General features: G+C 61.6%; 14 protein-coding genes. 3 read left to right on the top strand and 11 right to left on the bottom strand.

Features of this window, described 5'->3' with window-relative positions:
• Positions 1–36: 36 nt before the first annotated feature.
• The 6 genes from FJ972_RS12495 to FJ972_RS12470 form a co-directional block, all read right to left on the bottom strand.
• A complete protein-coding gene (locus FJ972_RS12495) occupies positions 37–492 on the bottom strand; it encodes a DUF1801 domain-containing protein (protein WP_140521384.1) in 456 nt (151 codons plus the stop codon).
• A gap of 11 nt (positions 493–503) precedes the next feature.
• Positions 504–728: a hypothetical protein gene (locus tag FJ972_RS12490; protein ID WP_140516265.1), complete on the bottom strand. Its 225-nt coding sequence runs from the start codon at positions 726–728 to the stop codon at positions 504–506.
• A 34-nt stretch (positions 729–762) separates the two neighbouring features.
• Complete coding sequence (locus FJ972_RS12485) at positions 763–1,155, bottom strand: VOC family protein (RefSeq protein WP_140521383.1); 393 nt, start codon at positions 1,153–1,155, stop codon at positions 763–765.
• Positions 1,156–1,227: 72 nt separating this feature from the next.
• A complete protein-coding gene (locus FJ972_RS12480) occupies positions 1,228–1,659 on the bottom strand; it encodes an SRPBCC family protein (protein ID WP_140516269.1) in 432 nt (143 codons plus the stop codon).
• A complete protein-coding gene (locus FJ972_RS12475) occupies positions 1,656–1,979 on the bottom strand; it encodes an ArsR/SmtB family transcription factor (protein ID WP_140499215.1) in 324 nt (107 codons plus the stop codon). Before FJ972_RS12475 ends, FJ972_RS12480 begins: the two co-directional genes overlap by 4 nt.
• 130 nt (positions 1,980–2,109) lie before the next feature.
• Positions 2,110–2,829: a gamma-glutamylcyclotransferase gene (locus tag FJ972_RS12470; protein WP_140521382.1), complete on the bottom strand. Its 720-nt coding sequence runs from the start codon at positions 2,827–2,829 to the stop codon at positions 2,110–2,112.
• Between the two features lie 212 nt (positions 2,830–3,041).
• On the opposite strand from FJ972_RS12470, the gene FJ972_RS12465 reads away from it, so the two are divergent.
• From FJ972_RS12465 to FJ972_RS12455, 3 genes are all read left to right on the top strand, one after another.
• Positions 3,042–3,734, top strand: coding sequence for a DUF2270 domain-containing protein (locus tag FJ972_RS12465; RefSeq protein WP_140521381.1), 693 nt, complete (start codon positions 3,042–3,044; stop codon positions 3,732–3,734).
• A gap of 161 nt (positions 3,735–3,895) precedes the next feature.
• On the top strand, positions 3,896–5,170 hold the full coding sequence (locus tag FJ972_RS12460; protein WP_140521380.1) for a DUF763 domain-containing protein: 1,275 nt from the start codon (positions 3,896–3,898) through the stop codon (positions 5,168–5,170).
• 352 nt (positions 5,171–5,522) lie between these two features.
• Complete coding sequence (locus FJ972_RS12455) at positions 5,523–7,844, top strand: cation:proton antiporter (protein ID WP_140521379.1); 2,322 nt, start codon at positions 5,523–5,525, stop codon at positions 7,842–7,844.
• A gap of 9 nt (positions 7,845–7,853) precedes the next feature.
• Here FJ972_RS12455 and FJ972_RS12450 read toward each other — a convergent pair whose 3' ends face one another.
• From FJ972_RS12450 to FJ972_RS12430, 5 genes are all read right to left on the bottom strand, one after another.
• A complete protein-coding gene (locus FJ972_RS12450) occupies positions 7,854–7,997 on the bottom strand; it encodes a hypothetical protein (RefSeq protein WP_181165259.1) in 144 nt (47 codons plus the stop codon).
• 199 nt (positions 7,998–8,196) lie between these two features.
• Positions 8,197–9,030, bottom strand: a complete 834-nt coding sequence (locus FJ972_RS12445) for a class I SAM-dependent methyltransferase (protein ID WP_226880569.1) — start codon at positions 9,028–9,030, stop codon at positions 8,197–8,199.
• A 161-nt stretch (positions 9,031–9,191) separates the two neighbouring features.
• Positions 9,192–9,635 carry a hypothetical protein gene (locus FJ972_RS12440; RefSeq protein ID WP_140521378.1) on the bottom strand — a complete coding sequence of 148 codons (444 nt, stop codon included), beginning with the start codon at positions 9,633–9,635 and terminating at the stop codon, positions 9,192–9,194.
• Positions 9,636–10,094: 459 nt separating this feature from the next.
• On the bottom strand, positions 10,095–10,805 hold the full coding sequence (locus FJ972_RS12435; protein WP_140521377.1) for a hypothetical protein: 711 nt from the start codon (positions 10,803–10,805) through the stop codon (positions 10,095–10,097).
• Positions 10,765–17,163: a hypothetical protein gene (locus FJ972_RS12430; RefSeq protein WP_140521376.1), complete on the bottom strand. Its 6,399-nt coding sequence runs from the start codon at positions 17,161–17,163 to the stop codon at positions 10,765–10,767. The genes FJ972_RS12435 and FJ972_RS12430 overlap by 41 nt, the downstream gene beginning before the upstream one ends.
• Positions 17,164–17,192: the final 29 nt, after the last annotated feature.

Raw genomic sequence — 17,192 nt, 5'->3', positions numbered from 1 at the left:
GTTGCGCGCGGCAAATCCGGGCCCGGCGCGCAAATCTCACATCCGTTCGCCGGGCAGTCGGCTCGCCTGTTTCACCCACTCGGTGAACTGGGCCTCGTCGAACTGGTCGTCCTCATGAATGTCAAGGTAACGCGTGTCCTTGCTTTTGGACTGGCCAGGCGGCACCGGGTCCAGCGAGATGCCGCGGAAGAAGGCTACCTTTATGTATTTCGTGAAGCAATGAAAGCTGAGGAACCAGCCCTCGCCTTCCACGCCATAGAAGGGCGAGTTCCATTTGACGGCCTTGCGCACATCAGGCACGGCACGCTCGATGAGCGCGTCGAGGCGGCCGCCGGCCTCGCTCTTCCAGCCCGGCATGGCCGCGATATAGGCCTGGACGGGCGCGTTGCCTTCGCCCTTGGCGATCTGCGGATTGCCGCCAGAAAGCAGGACCGGACCGGCGGTTGCAGGCCTGGCGGCGCCTTTGGCTGATTGCCCCTGCCTCTTCGCCATCCATCCCGTCCTTACTGGCTCGCGCGCTGCCGCCCGTCAAGCCGCTTGGCGGCGTATGGCAGCACGAACATGTAGAGGCCGCTGAACAGCAGCAGGAACAGCGGCAGCAGCGGCGAATAGACCACCCAGGCGGGCGGCTGCCCCAAGCCCATGGCGACGAAGTTGGCGAGGACGGTCCCCGTGAAGATGATCGACAGCCAGCGATGCGTTTGCCGGACCCATTTGTTCCAATCCATGCTATCTCCTCCTGGAAAATGAACGAAACGCCGCTTACCAGCGCGCCAGCTGCGTGATCTGGATGAGGTTGCCGCAGCTGTCGTTGAGCTGCGCTATGGTCGAGCCGGTCACTTCGGTCGGCGCCATGGCGAAGGCCGCGCCCCGCGCCTTGATGCGCTCGTGATCGGCCTTGATGTCGTCGGTGAAGAGCATCAGCGCCGGCTGGCCCTGCTTGAACAAGGCCTGCTGGTAGGCCTTGGCCGCCGGGCTGTCGTTCAGCGCAAGCTGCAGCTCGGTTCCCTCAGGCTCGTCCGGCGAAGCCACGGTCAGCCAGCGAAACGGACCGTTGCTGAAATCGGCCTTCTTGGTGAAGCCCAGCACGTCGGTGTAGAAGGCAAGTGCCTTCTCCTGGTCGTCCACATAGACGCGGGTCAATTTGATCTTCATCGCATATCCTCCATAGGTTCGTTTGCTCCGGGCTGCCCTCGAACAGTCTTGCGATGACCGTGCCGACCGACCTCAGTCCGTCCGTGCCAGGAGCTCTTCCAGCTTCTCCAGGAATTTCGGCCATCCCATCTTGGCGCCGCCGTAGGCCCGCCTCTGCTCGGGCCGGAAACCGGACTGCTCCATGCGCAGATGGGTCCCGGCGGGCGTCGGGGTGAGCGTGAAGGTCACCACGCTCCTGAGATCGAAGGCCGGGTCCTGGTGCGCGAGGTTCCAGGTGTAGGACAGCGTCTTGTGCGGCTCGACGGCAAGCACCTCGCAATCCAGCACGCCGCCCCAGGCGGTGCTGAGGTTGAAGCGATGGCCCACGACCGGATTTAAATCGTTCTTCATCAGCCACTCCTCAATCAGATGCGGTTGCGTCAGTGCGCGCCAGAGTTTTTCCGGCGGATGCGAAATCTGCCGCTCGACGACGACAGTGCGGGTCTCGGCGGCACTGTCGTTCACTGGTCCATCCTTTTGAGCAGATCCTCGAGATCGTCGAACCGGCTTTCCCAGAACCCGGCCATCTCACGCGTCCAGTCCATCAGCGGCGCCAGTGCGCCGAGCTGCGCGCTGTAATGCGTCTGGCGGCCTTCATGGCGGTCGCGCACCAGCCCGGCCTGCTTCAGCACGCCAAGATGCTTCGACACGGCCGGCTGCGAGACCCCCGACTGGATCGTCAGCGCTCCCACCGTCTGCTCTCCCTGGCGGCACAGCCGTTCGAAGATGGCGCGCCGTGTCGGGTCGGCGAGCGTCCTGAAGAGCGCATCATGAGCATCCGGCATTTAATCGATAACCCGTTGGCTATTGATTAACGTATAACTGTCGGGATATGTATTCGTCAAGCGGAAGATTTGGAGGGGCGGGAAAGCGTCCGGAAACTTTCGGGTCGCGCTGCGCTGGGAACGCCGATCGCTAAACCGTGGCGTGGACGCGGTTGATCTCCTCGGCCACCAGCGCCTGCAACTGCCAAAGGTTGCGATCGCGAATGCCGCAGGCGTCAAGGTGGCGGATGGTCTCGAACAGATATTGCGCGCCCGAGCCCCAATGGCCGGCGGCCCGGGCCAGCGTCGCCGCGATCGCCCGTTTGTCCAGCCTGCCGACATAGCGCGTATTGGCGGGATCGACGACGAAGCCGAGCGCGCGGCACATGCCGCCCTCGGTCCTGACCCGCAGCCAGCGCGGCACGTTGACGGCGGGCAGGATGGTCATCTCGCGGCGCAGCAGCGCCTCGAGATTGTCGGCAACCGGCTCCGCGATCTCGAACACCATGCCCTGGCATTGGCCACCACGGTCGAGCGCCATCATCAGGCCGGGCTGCTCGACGGTGCCGCGAAACCGCTGCACGGTGAAGCAGAAAGAGCGGTGCCAGCCAGTCGCCACCGCGCGCTCGCCTCCCGTGACCTCGCCCGCCGGCTTCCATAGCAGCGAGCCATAGGCGAACAGTTTCAGCGGCCCGGCCGGCGCATCGGCCAGTATTTCGTCGCTGAAACGCGCATAGTCGGCGTCGGTCATGTAGACCATGCCCGGCGTCGGCCCGGCATCCTCGACCGCGCGCAAGGTGCGGGCGACCAGCGCCTCCGTCAGCGCCATCGCCGCCTTGCGCGGCGATACGGTGGAAATCGGCTTGTTCATGTTCGCCATGTTGCCCAAGGCAAAGGGATTCTCAAGAGCCAGAGCCACTCGGACGCGGACTCAGAAGCTGAGCGAACCTGCCTAAGCGTTTGAAAAGCCTCGGCGCACCGCCGTCGCGATAGAATTGGCCGAAAGTCCGCCTGGGTCGGCGCCATCCGCCGCCGGCGGAACGAGATCGCGTTCGACGCGTTTCATAGGGTTGGGAGGGAACTATGAACGATGCGCCGGCAACGCCCATCGGCAGGACGCTTTCGCCCAGCGAAATGGTCACCGTGATGTCGCATTTCCATCGCGCCGAGATTGCGCGCATGGCGGGATGGCGCGACCGTATCGACAGGACCAGCAACTGGGCGATCACCGTCGTGGCCGCGATGCTGTCGGTGTCGCTGTCGACGGCCAGTGCCCACCACGGCGTGCTGTTGTTCGCCATGCTGCTGGTGCTGCTGTTGCTGTGGATCGAGGCACGGCGCTACCGCTTCTTCGACGTCTACCGCGCCCGCGTGCGCCAGTTCGAGCGCCACTATTTCGCGCAGATCTTCTCGCCGCAGCCGGACTTCGCCTCGGACTGGCTGCTGATCGTCGGCGAAAGCCTGCGCACGCCGAAATTCCTGGTCTCGCAGCGGGTGGCGCTGGCGCGCCGTTTGCGCCGCAACTACATCCATATGATGCTGATCCTGCTGCTCGCCTGGATCCTCAAACTATCGACGCCCAGCCTGCTCGATCGGGCCGCGCCGGTGGGTTTCGTCGGCACATTGCGCGAGGCCGTCAGCGCCGCCGCCCTGGGTCCCGTGCCCGGCGTGGTCATCGTCACGCTGGTCGCGATCCTCTTTGCCGGCCTGCTGGCCGTCGCCTTGCTGACGCCCGACGACAACGGCGAACTCTCCTTCGGCGACGTGCATGTCTAGTCCGCGATGGACAAAAACGCTTTGCGAACAACCGGGTGAGACGCCATCCTGAATCAAACCGCGAATGAGCACCTGCTGCCAGCTTGGAAAATGGCCGCATGGATGCCATCTAGAGGGAGAGAGCCGGCCTCTGGGCGGCCAGCCACGGAGCATCGAAACAAGTGACGCAGCGAAGCGGCAGCGCCGACCTGCCGCTGCATGGCGGACGGGTCCCGAAATGGCTGGGCGACCGCATGACGCGGCTCGGCGCCGTGCTGTGCCAGGCGATCGTCCACCATTATGGCCGCGACGAGCTGCTGCGCCGGCTGGCGCATCCCTTCTGGTTCCAGTCCTTCGGTGCGGTGATGGGCATGGACTGGCATTCGTCCGGCATCACCACCAGCGTCATCGGCGCGCTGAAGCGCGGGCTGACGCCGCTGTCGGGCGAGCTCGGCATCCATGTCTGCGGCGGACGCGGCGCGCATTCGCGCAAGACGCCGCATGAGCTGGAGATGATCGGCGAACGCGTCGGCTTCGACGGCGCGGCCCTTGCCACCGCCAGCCGCCTGGTCGCCAAGGTCGACAGCGCGGCCGTTCAGGACGGTTTCGACCTCTATCTGCATGGTTTCATCGTCACCGACGACAGCCGCTGGGTGGTCGTCCAGCAAGGCATGAACGGCGACAGAAGACAGGCGCGCCGTTACCACTGGTTGTCGGAAGGGTTGAAGAGTTTCGTCGACCAGCCGCACGCGGCCATCGAGGGCGAGCGGCAGGGCGAGATCGTCAACCTCACCGACCATCGCGCCGAGGCCTCGCGCAGCGGCCAGCTCGATCTTCTGCGCCAGCTTGGTCCCGACCGGATCGTGCGCGAATTCGCCGCCATCGAGCCCGCGACGGCTTCGGCAAAGCGCGACAATGCACAGCCGATGCTGCCCAATCTGGTCATGCCGGCGCATCATGACGTGCGCGAAAGCGACATCGTCATGCGCCGGCTGCACGGCAACATCTCCGCCGCCATCGAGAGCGGCCCGACGGACTTTCCCGAATTGCTGCTGGTTCCGGGCGTCGGCGCCCGCACCGTGCGGGCGCTGGCGATGGTGGCGGAGGTGGTGCATGGCGCCCCGTGCCGCTTTTCCGACCCGGCGCGCTTCTCGCTGGCGCATGGCGGCAAGGACCGGCACCCCTTTCCGGTGCCGCTGAAGGTCTATGACGAGACCATCGCCGTCATGAAGTCGGCGGTCGCCAAGGCCAAGCTCGGCCGCGAGGAGGAGCTTGGCGCCCTGCAGCGGCTCGACGGCCAGGCGCGGCGACTGGAGCGCTACGTCACCGGCCCGAGCTTGAAGGAGATCGTCGCCGGCGAGTTCGACCAGTCGCACCTGCTCGGCGGCCGCAGCGTCTTCGGCCCGGAGCCGCCGCCTGAAGGTGCTTTGCCGGGCGGCGCCAAGAAGTCGGGCTAGATCGCCGATCGCGGCCAGCGACGATTGGCGAAGCAATCCGCGGGCAGCGTCCAGCCGGTAGATGGGCCTTTCTCCCCGTCACTATACGGGGAGAAATGTCCGGCAGGACAATGAGGGGCGGCGCCAAGGTTTCGGCAAATACCATCTGGATCCTGTATTTTTCCCATGTCGGCGCTGCCCTCATCCGTCTGCCGGCACCTCCTCCCCGTATAGCGACGGGGAGAAGAGCGCTGTCTCCTATGTCGGCACTTACCCAGACAGATTGGCCCGAACAGATTGGCCCGACCTGCCGCAACCTTGCGCGGCATTGCACGTTTATGCGCAGCGGACTTGATCCGCGTTGAGGGGTTGGATGACTAGGCACTGGCCGCAAACGAGATTTCTTCCTGCCATTCTCATCCCTTCCGCCGTCCTTGCCTTAGCAGGCCCGGCCTGGGCAGCCCAGGCAAGCAGCCACGCCGCGGGCATGGGCGGCTCGGCGGAGGGCGTTTTCGTCGCCGAGATCGTGCTTCTGCTACTGGTCGGGCGCGGCCTCGGCGAAATCTTCCAGCGCTACGGCCAGCCGGCGATCATGGGCCAGTTGATCGGCGGCATCCTGCTTGGGCCTTCGCTGTTCGGCTGGCTCTGGCCCGATGCGCAGCAGCTGATCTTCTCGACCGACCCCGCGCAGAAGAGCATGATCGAGGCGGTCTCCCAGCTCGGCGTCCTGCTGCTCCTGCTGCTCACCGGCATGGAGACGGACCTGCGCCTGGTGCGCCGGGTGGGCGCGGCGTGTTTTTCGATCTCGGTCACCGGCGTCGTCGTGCCCTTTGCCTGCGGTTTCGCGCTGGCGCAGTTCCTGCCAGACACGCTGCTGCCCGACCCCGGCGAGCGCGTTGTCGCCGGGCTTTTCCTCGGCACGGCCCTGTCGATCTCCTCGGTCAAGATCGTCGCCATGGTGGTGCGCGAGATGAACTTCATGCGCCGCAATCTCGGCCAGGTCATCATCTCCTCGGCCATCATCGAGGACACGATCGGCTGGCTGATCATCGCCGTCACCTTCGGCATCGCCACCAATGGCAGCCTTCAAATCGTGCCGCTGGTGGTCACGGTGGCCGAAGTGGCGCTGTTCATGGTGTTCTCCTTCACCATCGGCCGCCGGCTGGTGTTCACGCTGATCCGCTGGAGCAACGATTCCTTCCGCAGCGAATACGCCGTCATATCGGTCATCCTGATCATCATGGGCGTGATGGCGCTGATCACCAACCTGATCGGCGTCCACACCGTGCTCGGTGCCTTCGTCGCCGGCATATTGGTCGGGGAATCGCCGATCCTGTCCAGCCACATCGAGAGCCAGCTGCGCGGCGTCATCACCGCGCTTTTCATGCCGATCTTCTTCGGCATGGCCGGGCTTTCGGCCGACCTCACCGTGCTCGCCGACCCGACGCTGGCGCTGCTGACGCTGGCGCTGGTGCTCATCGCCAGCATCGGCAAGTTCGGCGGCGCCTTCATCGGCGGCCGCTTCGCCGGCATGACGCTGAAGGAGGCGACCGCCGTCGGCAGCGCCATGAACGCGCGCGGCTCGACCGAGGTCATCGTCGCCTCGATCGGCCTGTCGATGAACATCCTCTCCCACAATCTCTTCACCATGATCGTCACCATGGCTGTCATCACCACGCTCGCCATGCCGCCGATGCTGCGCTGGGCGCTCGGCCGGCTGCCCGTCGAAGATGCCGAGAAGCAGCGCGTCGACCGCGAGCTGCTCGACGAGCGCGGCTTCGTCTCCAAGCTGGAGCGGCTGCTGCTGCTGGTCGACGACAGCCCGGTCGGCAAGTTCACCGCCTATCTCGCCGGCCTGGTCGGCGGCGGCAGCGGCATGCCGACCACGCTTCTCCACCTCAAGGACGGCAGGCTTGCCGGCCCGGCCCGCGACAAGGGCCCGGAGCGCGCGCTGAAGGAGGTCAAGAAAGGTGCCGCCAGGAGCGCCAAGGCGGTGAGCAAGGCCGAGGACACGCCGGTCGAGAAGGTGCATCTCACCGCCCGCAGCGAACGCGAGGCCACCGCACGAACGATCGCCGAGGAGGCGCGCAAGGGCTATGGCCTGCTGCTGGTCGGGCTCGAGGCCATGCTTACCGAGAAGGGCTCGTTCACCGAAGCGCTGAACGACATGACCAGCGGCTTCGACGGTCCGCTCTGCCTGGTGCTGAACGGTGCCGGCGCCGGGGGCAAGATGCCGGTGCTGCGCGCCGGAACCACCATCCTCGTTCCCGTCAACGGCACGGAAGTGTCGCGACGCGCCGCCGATTTCGCCCTGGCGCTGGCAAGGCCGCACCGGGCGCGGGTCAAGGTGCTCTATGTCTCGCAGGCGCGCAAAGGCGCCCGGCAAGGCACCGTTTCGCACCGCCGCGAGGAGGCGGTGCTCAAGGATGTCGCCGATCTCGCCGACCGCTACGGCGTTGCCGTCGATACCGCCATCCGCGCCCGCGCCACCCCCGACAAGGCGATCGCCAGGGAAGTGGCCAAGGGGGCGGCGATGGTGGTGATGGGCGTCACGCAGCGGCCGGGCGAGGAACTGTTCTTCGGCGACACCGCCATGGCGGTGCTGGCCGCCGTCCCCTGCCCGGTCGTGCTCGTGGCAAGCGACCGCATCCGCGCCGAAGTAAGGCCCGAGGCCGCGGCCGAAACCGGCGCCTGATGGCGGAGCCTAGAGGCCGAAGAATTGCCTGCCGATCATGTAGCCCAGCGCGACCACGGCCAGCGGGAACAGCGCCGGCGCGACCTTGCCGAGGACCGAGCCTTGCTGTTCCTTTGGCGGCACATAGCGTGCATTGCCGAGATTCTTGGTCATTGCGTACCCCCGCGCGAACCGGTTCATTAGCAGATGCTTATTAACACCATGGCCGAATTAACGGTTCGCGAAGAAATTCGCTCGAAAGCCGGCCATTTGAGTGGAGATCTGGCGAATGCGGCTTGGCTAGCCTCGATCTTGGAATCGGGTTTGCCTGCGGCCTCCCGCAGCGCCGCGGCATCGGCCGTCGCGGCGGGCACTACATCCGGCAAACCGCCGTGACGAAGAATTCGCGGTAGCAGAAGTCCGGATCGTCGAGCAGGCGATCCGGCCGCTCCTTCAGTTCCCGCCAATAGGCCTGGTCGGCGTCAGGCAGGGCATAGCCCGGCGCGACGCTGGCAAAATAGGCCAGCAGGTCGCGAACATAGTCGCGCGTGAAGCGAGGCGCGGGCGCCCAGCGCTCGACCAGCCAGCCCTTGCGGCTGACGACCTGCAGGCCAGCCTGGCGCAGGCGCGCGGGAAGCGTCGAACCGCAATCGGTGCCGAGCACGCCCCGCTCGCGAAACCCCTGCAGCCTGGCCGCCATGAAGCGCGCCAGCAGCGCCCGGTCCATGGGCAGGATCTGCAGAATGGTCGAATCGAAATCCTTGACGGCGAAGATGCCGCCCGGCTTCAGCACGCGCCTGGCCTCGCCGACGGCAAGCTCGAACTCGGCCGGCGTCAGATACTGCATGACATTGCCGGACCAGACGCAATCGAACGATGCGTCGGCGAAGGGCAGCGACAGGATGCTGCCGACATGCGTGGCCATTTCCGGCGGCTCGGACAGCGTGCCCGCGAGCGCCTCGACCCGGGCGATGTTTTCGGGCGCGAGGTCGAGCGCGGCGATGAAGCCGGAGGGGCCGACGGCGCTGGCGATGAGCGGCAGGAAGCCGCCGCTGCCGCAACCGGCATCGAGCACGCGCCAGCCCGGGCGGATGCCGGCATCGAGCAAGGCCGCCTCATATTCGGGGCGCGACGATTCGAAATGAAGGTCGAGCCAGCCCGCCTCGCTCGCTTCGTGGCCGGTGGACGTTTGGTTCCTGGCAGACAAATGATTACCCCCCAATGACGCGCCACGGATAGAAGCGCACCGAGCGGCATCACGCAATGCCCTGCGAAGCTGAGTGAATTAGCGCCGGTGATTGCCCTCGTCAGTTGAAGGTTGGATGGACAGGATGCGGCGCCTCTTGTTGGAGTCTTCGATCGCCCCCGTCACACCCGTCCACCTTTCTTGAGGACTTCAGCGGCATCAAACGCGCCTTGGGCGCCGGATTCATCGGCATGGAACATTATTACAGTGACACCGATATCAGCCGTCGGAGCATACATGGGCGTGTTGATGGTTGTTCCGCTATAAGTACCGTAAGCCGTATTGCCCATGATTGTTGCATTTGCATTCCCAAATGTATTGCTGGACATACCGACAAACCGAGAACCGCTGGCAGTCGAGGCTTGGTCAAAACGAAAGTGTGTATAGCCGCGAGACAGTGTCGCCTCGGCTGCTTTCTTCAACGTGATCGCACCTGCAGATCCGGTAAAAAGGGCGCCGCTTGCGTGAGTATCCAACCGTACCACGTTCGGCGCCAGCGGCATTTCGGATGTAGTCGCGCAGCCAGCAAGTGCTAGCGCGGCAGTCAAAATGACAGCCCGATACATTGTGCTCCCCCTCCCAAGGTCTGGTAGTTAGAACACAGGTCTGCCGTCAGGTCGATTCCAATTGAGCGAGAACACGGCCATTTCAGTCACTTCGGAGATCGCCAACTATCACGCCCATATCTACTAGTCAGGCAGACCGAGCGGCAAGCAGGTCGAATGGCTGCGCCTGCGCATAGGCGAACGCTTCCGCGTGCGCATCAGGCGGAAGAGGCGCTGGAAGTGAATACGGGGCCCACGTTGAGAGCGTAGCAGGTCAAATCCTGAACGGCTGCTTTGCGCAGCATCTCGGACGTTCAACCAAATCTTGCCTGTAGCCGGAAGCGTACGTTCGAGCCGAGGCCAACAGAATAGCCGCTCGGGTCTTCATCTCAGATATCGAGAACAGATTCGATCATGATGCGTGTCATGCGCGTTCTGTTTCTCTCGCCTCTATGCGAAGGAGCGCTCTGCCCGGCCAGACTATAATTCCGAGTTGTCGTCTTCGTCCTCGTTAGGTGGTACCGTGACTATCCGGATTTGCGGGAGCCCTTCATTTATCAGGAGTTCGTACGGATTGGGTTTAGGGATGGGAGGGAGGCCACTCACCTCCCGTTCCAGAGCGTCGAGCGCCTGTCGGGCATCTTCGATCTCTGAAAGCACGTAAGTCTTGGGGTCAAAATCATTGGCCTCTGCTTGGCGCTTTCGCGACCGCCGTTTAGGTTTCGCCTTCAACCTTTCCTTTTGATACTCGGCAAGCCAAATATTCAATGCGCCGACTATTTCAGCCTCCTCGTCTGAAAGAAACTTGCTTTGTTCAACCTGGGTGGCAGGCGCTTTATCCAGCAGACGGAAGATGATGATCTGCCGCACAGCGGAATAGAGGTCCCAAAGCGCGGTGCTTCCGTTTCCTCTGTACCCGCCCCATCTATTTTCATCGGGATTCAACGTTCTTATGACGCTGAGCATAGGTTTGAGCTCGCGGAGCGGATCGATTCTATCCATCGACCGGCGGTGCTCCCAAAACTTCAAGATTGCGGCCACAGCAGCGGCCCGGCGATCGCTGACATCTGCAGCGGCTCCATCTTCAGCGTCTCGGATAAGCTCGGCGATATGATGAACCAGCCACCGACCAAGGGTATCTACGCTGGAGTCAAGCCCGTACTCGGCGACGAGACGTTTGCCAAACGCCAAAGTGTCCTCTGTAGTCGCGGATGGAGCCGTCCCCTGCGAGGAGGAGGATTTTGTCATGAGTTTTCTTTTTTTCATCCGAGTCGTAAGAGCTCCGGTATTCATTCCTAAGTCTGCGATCGATCCGCACTTCGCAGACCAAGTCCATTTTCTTTTCCATTAAGAACGATTGAACTATACCCGCCCGTGCCCAAAGCCGCCAACCGTCCGATTTGGTTTGGCGAGGGTAATCGTCTTCGCGAGACGGCTCATCGCACCATGCTTCGTATATTAAAGCAGCCTCGCCCGATTTTTTACAAACCCAAACTACCTCACCATCCGTTTGCTGCACCAATTCGAATGAATTGACCAGCGCTTGGCCCGGGCCGGCTTGGATTCGACCGACCTCATAACGAGAAGGATCGCGGTCATCGAAGCGGGTATCTCCCTGAAAATGGGCGAGCCAGCCGGTCAGCTTGTAGAGGGGCTCGTTGATTTCATCATCGTCACCCTCATCGGGAATACGGAAATCATAGTGGTTGCTCACCGTTTGAAGCGCCCGGACCAGCGACAAGGCAGGTTTGGATGAAACCAGCGCGGTATGAATGGCGGTATTGGCTTCCCGTTTGGGAAAATGCGCGGTGCAGTAGCCTTTGACAACGATCCATCCGGGCCGGGAGGACTTTAAGAGCCCGATTTCCTTCAGAACATCATCCCGTCCCGCATTTGAGAGCCAACCTTGGTCAGTTCGCGGGTCTTCGCGCCAGAATTGCGCTTCCAGCGGAGTTGTAGTGCGGTGGTCGGACAACCACTCGGGCGGCGATGTTGGGAGAGAACGGCTTAGCCAGTAGTCGAAGCGATCATAGTACATCTCGCCTTTTGCGACCGGATGAGTCTCCAAGAGTTCGCCGATCGTACAGTGCATGGCATGCCATTCAAGATGGCTTCCGTATCGCTCAATGGTGGGCAGCGAACCGTGGCTGGTGCTCCAGAGACCGAAACGTCGCTCGTTGTAACGGCCCCTTCTCGACTCCTTGTCCCACCGGTTTGCCTCGGGATCCGCCCCCCATTTGTCAACGATCCATCGCTCCGCGATCTTCAGAACCTGGTCCGGAAAGACGGTCGGAAAGATACGCAAAATGTCTTCGTACCAGTATCGCAAGGTGTCCAGGCCATCGAACCTGAACCGCCGCTTTTCATCCCGGCTATATTTGTCAAATGATGCGCCCAATTTTCTTTCTTTGCCAGTCTCGCCTTTGAGAGGAAGGTTGACGCTATCAAGCGCTAGTTTCTCGGCGGCATCCAAGCCGATGTCGCCCGACGAAGCCAGTTGAATGAGCGTGCGTTTGGCATATTCGCGGATCCCCACGTGTGGCAGAACCCGTGAGGTCGCAAGGCTCAGAATGACATCTTTGAACGGCGCAAGCGCTGAGGGGCTTTCTGCGCTGACTCGATACATCGCGAGCGCAAGCCACAAGCGCGCACCGAGAAAGAAAAAGGGCGCGGTGGGATCGCGGAATGCCGGGTCGTCAGCGCGGTCCATTTGCGAGATCGTCGCACTGACAGCGTCCTGACATTTAAATCTCGCGAGCCTCCGGAAGCAATGAGCGGCACGCCAACGGATGCGCGTGTCGATGTCGCTCATGAGCGCAACGACAAATCGGCCGATCGCCTCTGCCGTCCGCAACGGGACGTTTTGAAGCGGGAAGCTTTGGCGTTGTGCCGCTGGGATTCGGGCGAGCATCCGGTCGCTGTACCAACTCAAGATAAGGCCGAGGTCATGGGGCCCGATGTTCTCGCAAATCAACTCAGCGACGCCAAAGAGGGAACGGCTTCCTAAAGCATCGCCATCTTCAGCTACTCCTGAGAGGATCAAGCTCAGCTTGCCGCTGGCATCAAGGCCGGTCAGTTGCAGCATTTCTCCTAGCGTCGATTGGCCTTGCTTGATCCAGCGCGCGAGGCTGCCAAACCACCTGACGACAACAGCGGGAAGCTCGTCACGGCACCATCGATCTACGCCTGGCGTGCCTTTCCATCGTTTGATGGCTGCGAAGAGAGCCTCCTCTCTGGTCCCCCTCCAAATCGCCTCATCCGAGATGGAAACAATCGCTTTGAGAAATGGAACCCGGTGCTTCACATCCGACGACGCATCCATCATCTTCTCGAGCAGCACACGATCAGTGTGGCGCAACCCCGACGCGGTAGCCTCCTTGAGAACCGTCTCAATCGCTTCCGCGTTAGCAAACGGTCCGGTCGGTTCAAACACAAATTCCTTGGCGAGTTCGTCGGCTATTTCCGAGCGGGCCGGGCGGCCACGGCCAGCCACTCGCGCGGGCTGTTCTCGGTTTCCAAGCAGTTTGTGGAATTCAACGGTCCGTTGAAGCCGCGCTGTCCAGGACGACCGGTGCGCAGATGCTGGGAGTTGTTCAAGGATGGCACTAGAATTACTGACGCGTCCCGACTGGGAAGCGAGCAGCAGCGCGTCTTTGGCGACCTCCTCAACCACCTCAGGATCGGAACCGGCCGCGTGGACCGCTACTTCCCGGCAGATCGTCGCATCAGCGGATTCCATGACAAGGGCCAGCGCTGCCGCCTCTCGGGCGCCGATCAGTTCCCTTTTTAGCGCGAGAGGTATCAGCGTCTCTAAAGTGATCTCTATTTGCACCGCCCCCTCATCCGCCCATCGCGAAACGGCAGCAAGCGCGCAAGGCAGGTCGGTAGCGACCAAAGCCCCAACAGCTGCATTCCAATTGAAATCTCGACTGGACAGCCGTTCGTAAGCCCCGGAGACGAACGTGAACAAATTGCCGGCAATACGGCGGCCTTCCTGCGGGTCGTCGAAGCTAGCCGCTTGGGCTGCCGCCTCGGCAAACTCGATTTGATCGATCGCCTCGTGGTCGATCTCCTTCGCGATGCCGACGGCATCGTTGAACAGGGCTTCGGAATCGGACCGGCTGACGGGCAGCGCTAGCCGTGCCAGGCGGACCATCGTTTCCAATTTGTCGGAAGCGGAAGCCCGCGCATCGCGCACCTCTGCCGAAGCTTTGGCGATCAGCTCGATGAGAGCATTCGCCTCCGCTGGGCGTACCCGCATCTGCTCCCAGAGCTTGGCTCGGCGTACGGCGAGCCAATCGCCGTATTTGCCACGCAGCAGGCCGCTAGCCCTTGCCTCAAGCTCGACGGCCGTAAGCCGGGGAACGATTAGCAGGCTCATAACAGCGCGAGCGGCGACAGCGCGCAGATAGATACTGTCGTGGTCCTGGTCGAACTCCCATGCCGAAGAGCCGATTGAACCTAGCGGTTCAAGAAGCGATGGAGATATGGACTGCGCATTTCGGCTAGCAATCAATACGGCAAGACGAGCTGCATACACAGGAAACAATGTGTGCAGGATGATCTGAAGGCGGCGATCCCTTTGATCGTCTCGCGGCGAATGGGGTGTCGCTTTCTTCGAACCCCTTTTGGGTTTGTCTTCCGGCGGTGGTGGTGGCTCCAACGACTTAACGTAGCTTGAAAACTCTTTGATGTCCGATGCGTCACCGCGAAGTTCGGTGCGCAACAACCAGCAGCGATATAGCGCATCGATGCGGTAGAAATCGTGGCTATATAAATGACGCGGCTTGCCCTCCACGCATTTCATAATTTCGTTCAATGTTCCGAGAAGTACCGTCGTATCTACATTGAGGCGGTATGCGAGCTCACATGAAACGATGAGCGAATCCAGCAGGCTCTTTTGCCAGCCTTCTTCACCATACGAACTCAAGAATTCTCCAGGGTCCGGTACGAGTCTGCGCCGGACACGTTTCAATGACTGTTCGATGGCCTTGGCGTCAACGCTCTCACCCGCGCTCGCAAGAGCCGTCCAAACGACCAAGTCCCATGGCCTAGGAACGAGGTTTTGATTCAGCAAGTCGCGCAGGACGCTCGACTTGCCCGTGGCGATAAGTTGGGGAATGAGGATGAAAGCGACGCGAAGAGGCACGCTGCGTGGTGACCACCGCATCAGATTGAGAAACGCTTGCTCCGGCCCTCCAAGGTAAAGGATTGCTTCCGTCCGCGCGGCAATTTCTCGATCTTCAATCTCCCAGTCCTTGATTTTGTCCTCCGGAACATTCCGGCGTTCCTGGAGCCATGCATCGTAAAAATGGAGTTGTTCCCTGGTTGTTATGCCGTCATCCGCGCGGCCGGCTCTTGCCGCGTCATAGGCGAGAAAAGTGCCGTGCTCGGCAATACGATCACGCTCCAGCAATATGGTCCGTCGCAGAGAGGCCCCGCTGAACTCGACGGACAAGTCCAGTTCCTTTTCGAGCAAGTCGGTGAGCGTGCTGTCGTCCTTCTCGGCCTCGGCGCTAATGAGAATGGTTTTCAGCGCATCAACTACGGTACCGGCATGCCGAGACGCCCGCAGCGCGAGCCATAGCCGCCGCACCTGAACCTGGCGTTTCAAAACGGCATCACCGATAGCGCCTACCTGCGGGTCGCGTTCGACAACCGTAAGAAGCTGGTTTGCCCGATCAGCGGCGCCAAGCGCATCAGCTACGTGCAGGGAGGCATAGGCGTCGGTTGCGAAGTTCGACAGGAAATCATCCGCGATGCGTGCGAGAGTGGGGATTCTGTCCTTAGACGATGTCTCTCTTATGTATGCTTCGAAGTCCTCATCCGCGATAGAGATCGCTCCGTCATCGAGCCTGAGGCCCGGTAAGAGGTCACCCGCCCAATCGCGAACGATGCCATCTTGTGAACCTGCGACGCGAGCTATGGCGCCGACATTGGCTGGGGCAGGAAGGAACGCGAGCGCCGCCAGCAGCCGGTCAAATATCGCGGACTGCCCGAGCTTCTTTAACGCTGAGTCAAACGTCAATCTGAGAACGTCGGGCAGCGTTTTTCCACCAGGGCGTAGGACGTCCAGAAGCTTGGAACGATCCGAGCTCGACGCAGAAATCGCGTATGCCTGCACGCGGGGATTCTGGTGTGAAAGCGCATGGAACTGTTCAGCATAGGTATCGGAGGGGTTTGACACCACAGTCTCTAGGTGTTGCTTCGTCTCCGATAGGTCGAATAAAGGGCACTCGACTTCGATGATATCAGACGGCAGCAGGAGCGTGTCCTTGCGTGCCGTGCGTGCTGAAAGAATGAAGCGGATATTGTCCGGAAGCTCCGCAAGATTGGCGTTGGCGAGATCGTGGACAAACGAACGTTCCTGCGGGTTTGCGGCACTGGCCGCTGCCACGGAGTTATCGGCCGCGTCTATGATGATGACGAGGAACGCATTGGGGTCGAGTTGTTCTAGCGCTTTCGCCGCAGTTCTAAGTTTTGACAGGAATAGCCCGATATGGGCCGGATACTTCAGGTCGCGAGGGATAAAAAGCGGCAATTGCAGAGCTAATGCAATCTCGTTGGTTAGTTGCAAGAAGGCTTTTTCCGGCAGATGACGTTTGTCGTCCGCATAGATGTACCGGCCGCCGCCAAAGCAATCAAAGTTCACAGAAACGGATCCTGACGGAAGTCCATCCTGAACCTGCCGCATGAGTGTGGTTTTCCCGCAGCCGCCAACACCGTGGACCAAGACGACGCGTGATCCATTGTTCAACTGATTCAGCACGGTATGGGCGGCAGCGCGTTTAATGGGATTGGCGGGAAGACGGATATCGGGTTCCGATGGAAACAGTCCATCACGAGCAGAAAAACCGAACCACAGGAGGACATTCTTTCCTGTGACCACCTCATTCGCGCGTTCCGGCAACATCAGCTCGCGGACACGCATCTGAAGATCGCGGGCTTCCGAGGAAACATCGTCGCCAAGATGTTCTGCGACAACGCTGACAATGTTCTCCTGAAGCTTGAAGCGCGAACCAACGCCGCATTCAGTGACATCGAGGCAGGCGACGAATTCGGCAAACTCTGATTGGTTCAAGCCGCTAGCGCTTTGTAAATCGCGCAGGTTTGCAACAACAATCTCCGGCAGCCCCGCCGTAGCGAGATCGCCTGTCCATCGTGCCGCCAGCGCCGTACCGAGGTCGTCAGCAATCGCCTGATTGCTAACGAAGCGGATTCTCATCGCCGTTCCGGTTTTCATACGGGCTCGTCCACCCTTGAAGGCGTCTGCCAACTTACGCAGTGGAGAGTTGTTTCCCTTTTTCGCGGTGTTGTAAGTCATCCGGGCTACGGTCCACGGAGTCTCAGGATTCGCCGAGGAATATTTTAGCTGAGCGAATTCAACCCGGTCGGCGTCTTCGAGCGACGCAGCTCCATAATACAAAGCGACATCAACGCCGTCCCATGTCGGGCCATCGGTGCCAGCCGGCGTGTCCGCCTTCACTCCCTCAACGCCAACTGCGGTAAGGCTGGTTCCCGGCTTTAACAGTTCAAGAATTTGCAGCAAAGCCCAAAGCTCGTGGAATTGGTCCCCTG

Source organism: Mesorhizobium sp. B2-1-1, from assembly GCF_006442975.2.
GTDB lineage: Bacteria > Pseudomonadota > Alphaproteobacteria > Rhizobiales > Rhizobiaceae > Mesorhizobium.
The sequence above is the reverse complement of the archived record's forward strand: the minus strand, read 5'-3'. Positions and strand labels throughout refer to the sequence as shown.

What these genes read in the sequence shown, in the direction of transcription:
- FJ972_RS12495 (WP_140521384.1), bottom strand. Translation starts at nt 492, where the DNA reads ATGGCGAAGAGGCAGGGGCAATCAGCCAAAGGCGCCGCCAGGCCTGCA.
- FJ972_RS12490 (WP_140516265.1), bottom strand. Translation starts at nt 728, where the DNA reads ATGGATTGGAACAAATGGGTCCGGCAAACGCATCGCTGGCTGTCGATC.
- FJ972_RS12485 (WP_140521383.1), bottom strand. Translation starts at nt 1,155, where the DNA reads ATGAAGATCAAATTGACCCGCGTCTATGTGGACGACCAGGAGAAGGCA.
- FJ972_RS12475 (WP_140499215.1), bottom strand. Translation starts at nt 1,979, where the DNA reads ATGCCGGATGCTCATGATGCGCTCTTCAGGACGCTCGCCGACCCGACA.
- FJ972_RS12470 (WP_140521382.1), bottom strand. Translation starts at nt 2,829, where the DNA reads ATGAACAAGCCGATTTCCACCGTATCGCCGCGCAAGGCGGCGATGGCG.
- FJ972_RS12465 (WP_140521381.1), top strand. Translation starts at nt 3,042, where the DNA reads ATGAACGATGCGCCGGCAACGCCCATCGGCAGGACGCTTTCGCCCAGC.
- FJ972_RS12455 (WP_140521379.1), top strand. Translation starts at nt 5,523, where the DNA reads ATGACTAGGCACTGGCCGCAAACGAGATTTCTTCCTGCCATTCTCATC.
- FJ972_RS12450 (WP_181165259.1), bottom strand. Translation starts at nt 7,997, where the DNA reads ATGACCAAGAATCTCGGCAATGCACGCTATGTGCCGCCAAAGGAACAG.
- FJ972_RS12440 (WP_140521378.1), bottom strand. Translation starts at nt 9,635, where the DNA reads ATGTATCGGGCTGTCATTTTGACTGCCGCGCTAGCACTTGCTGGCTGC.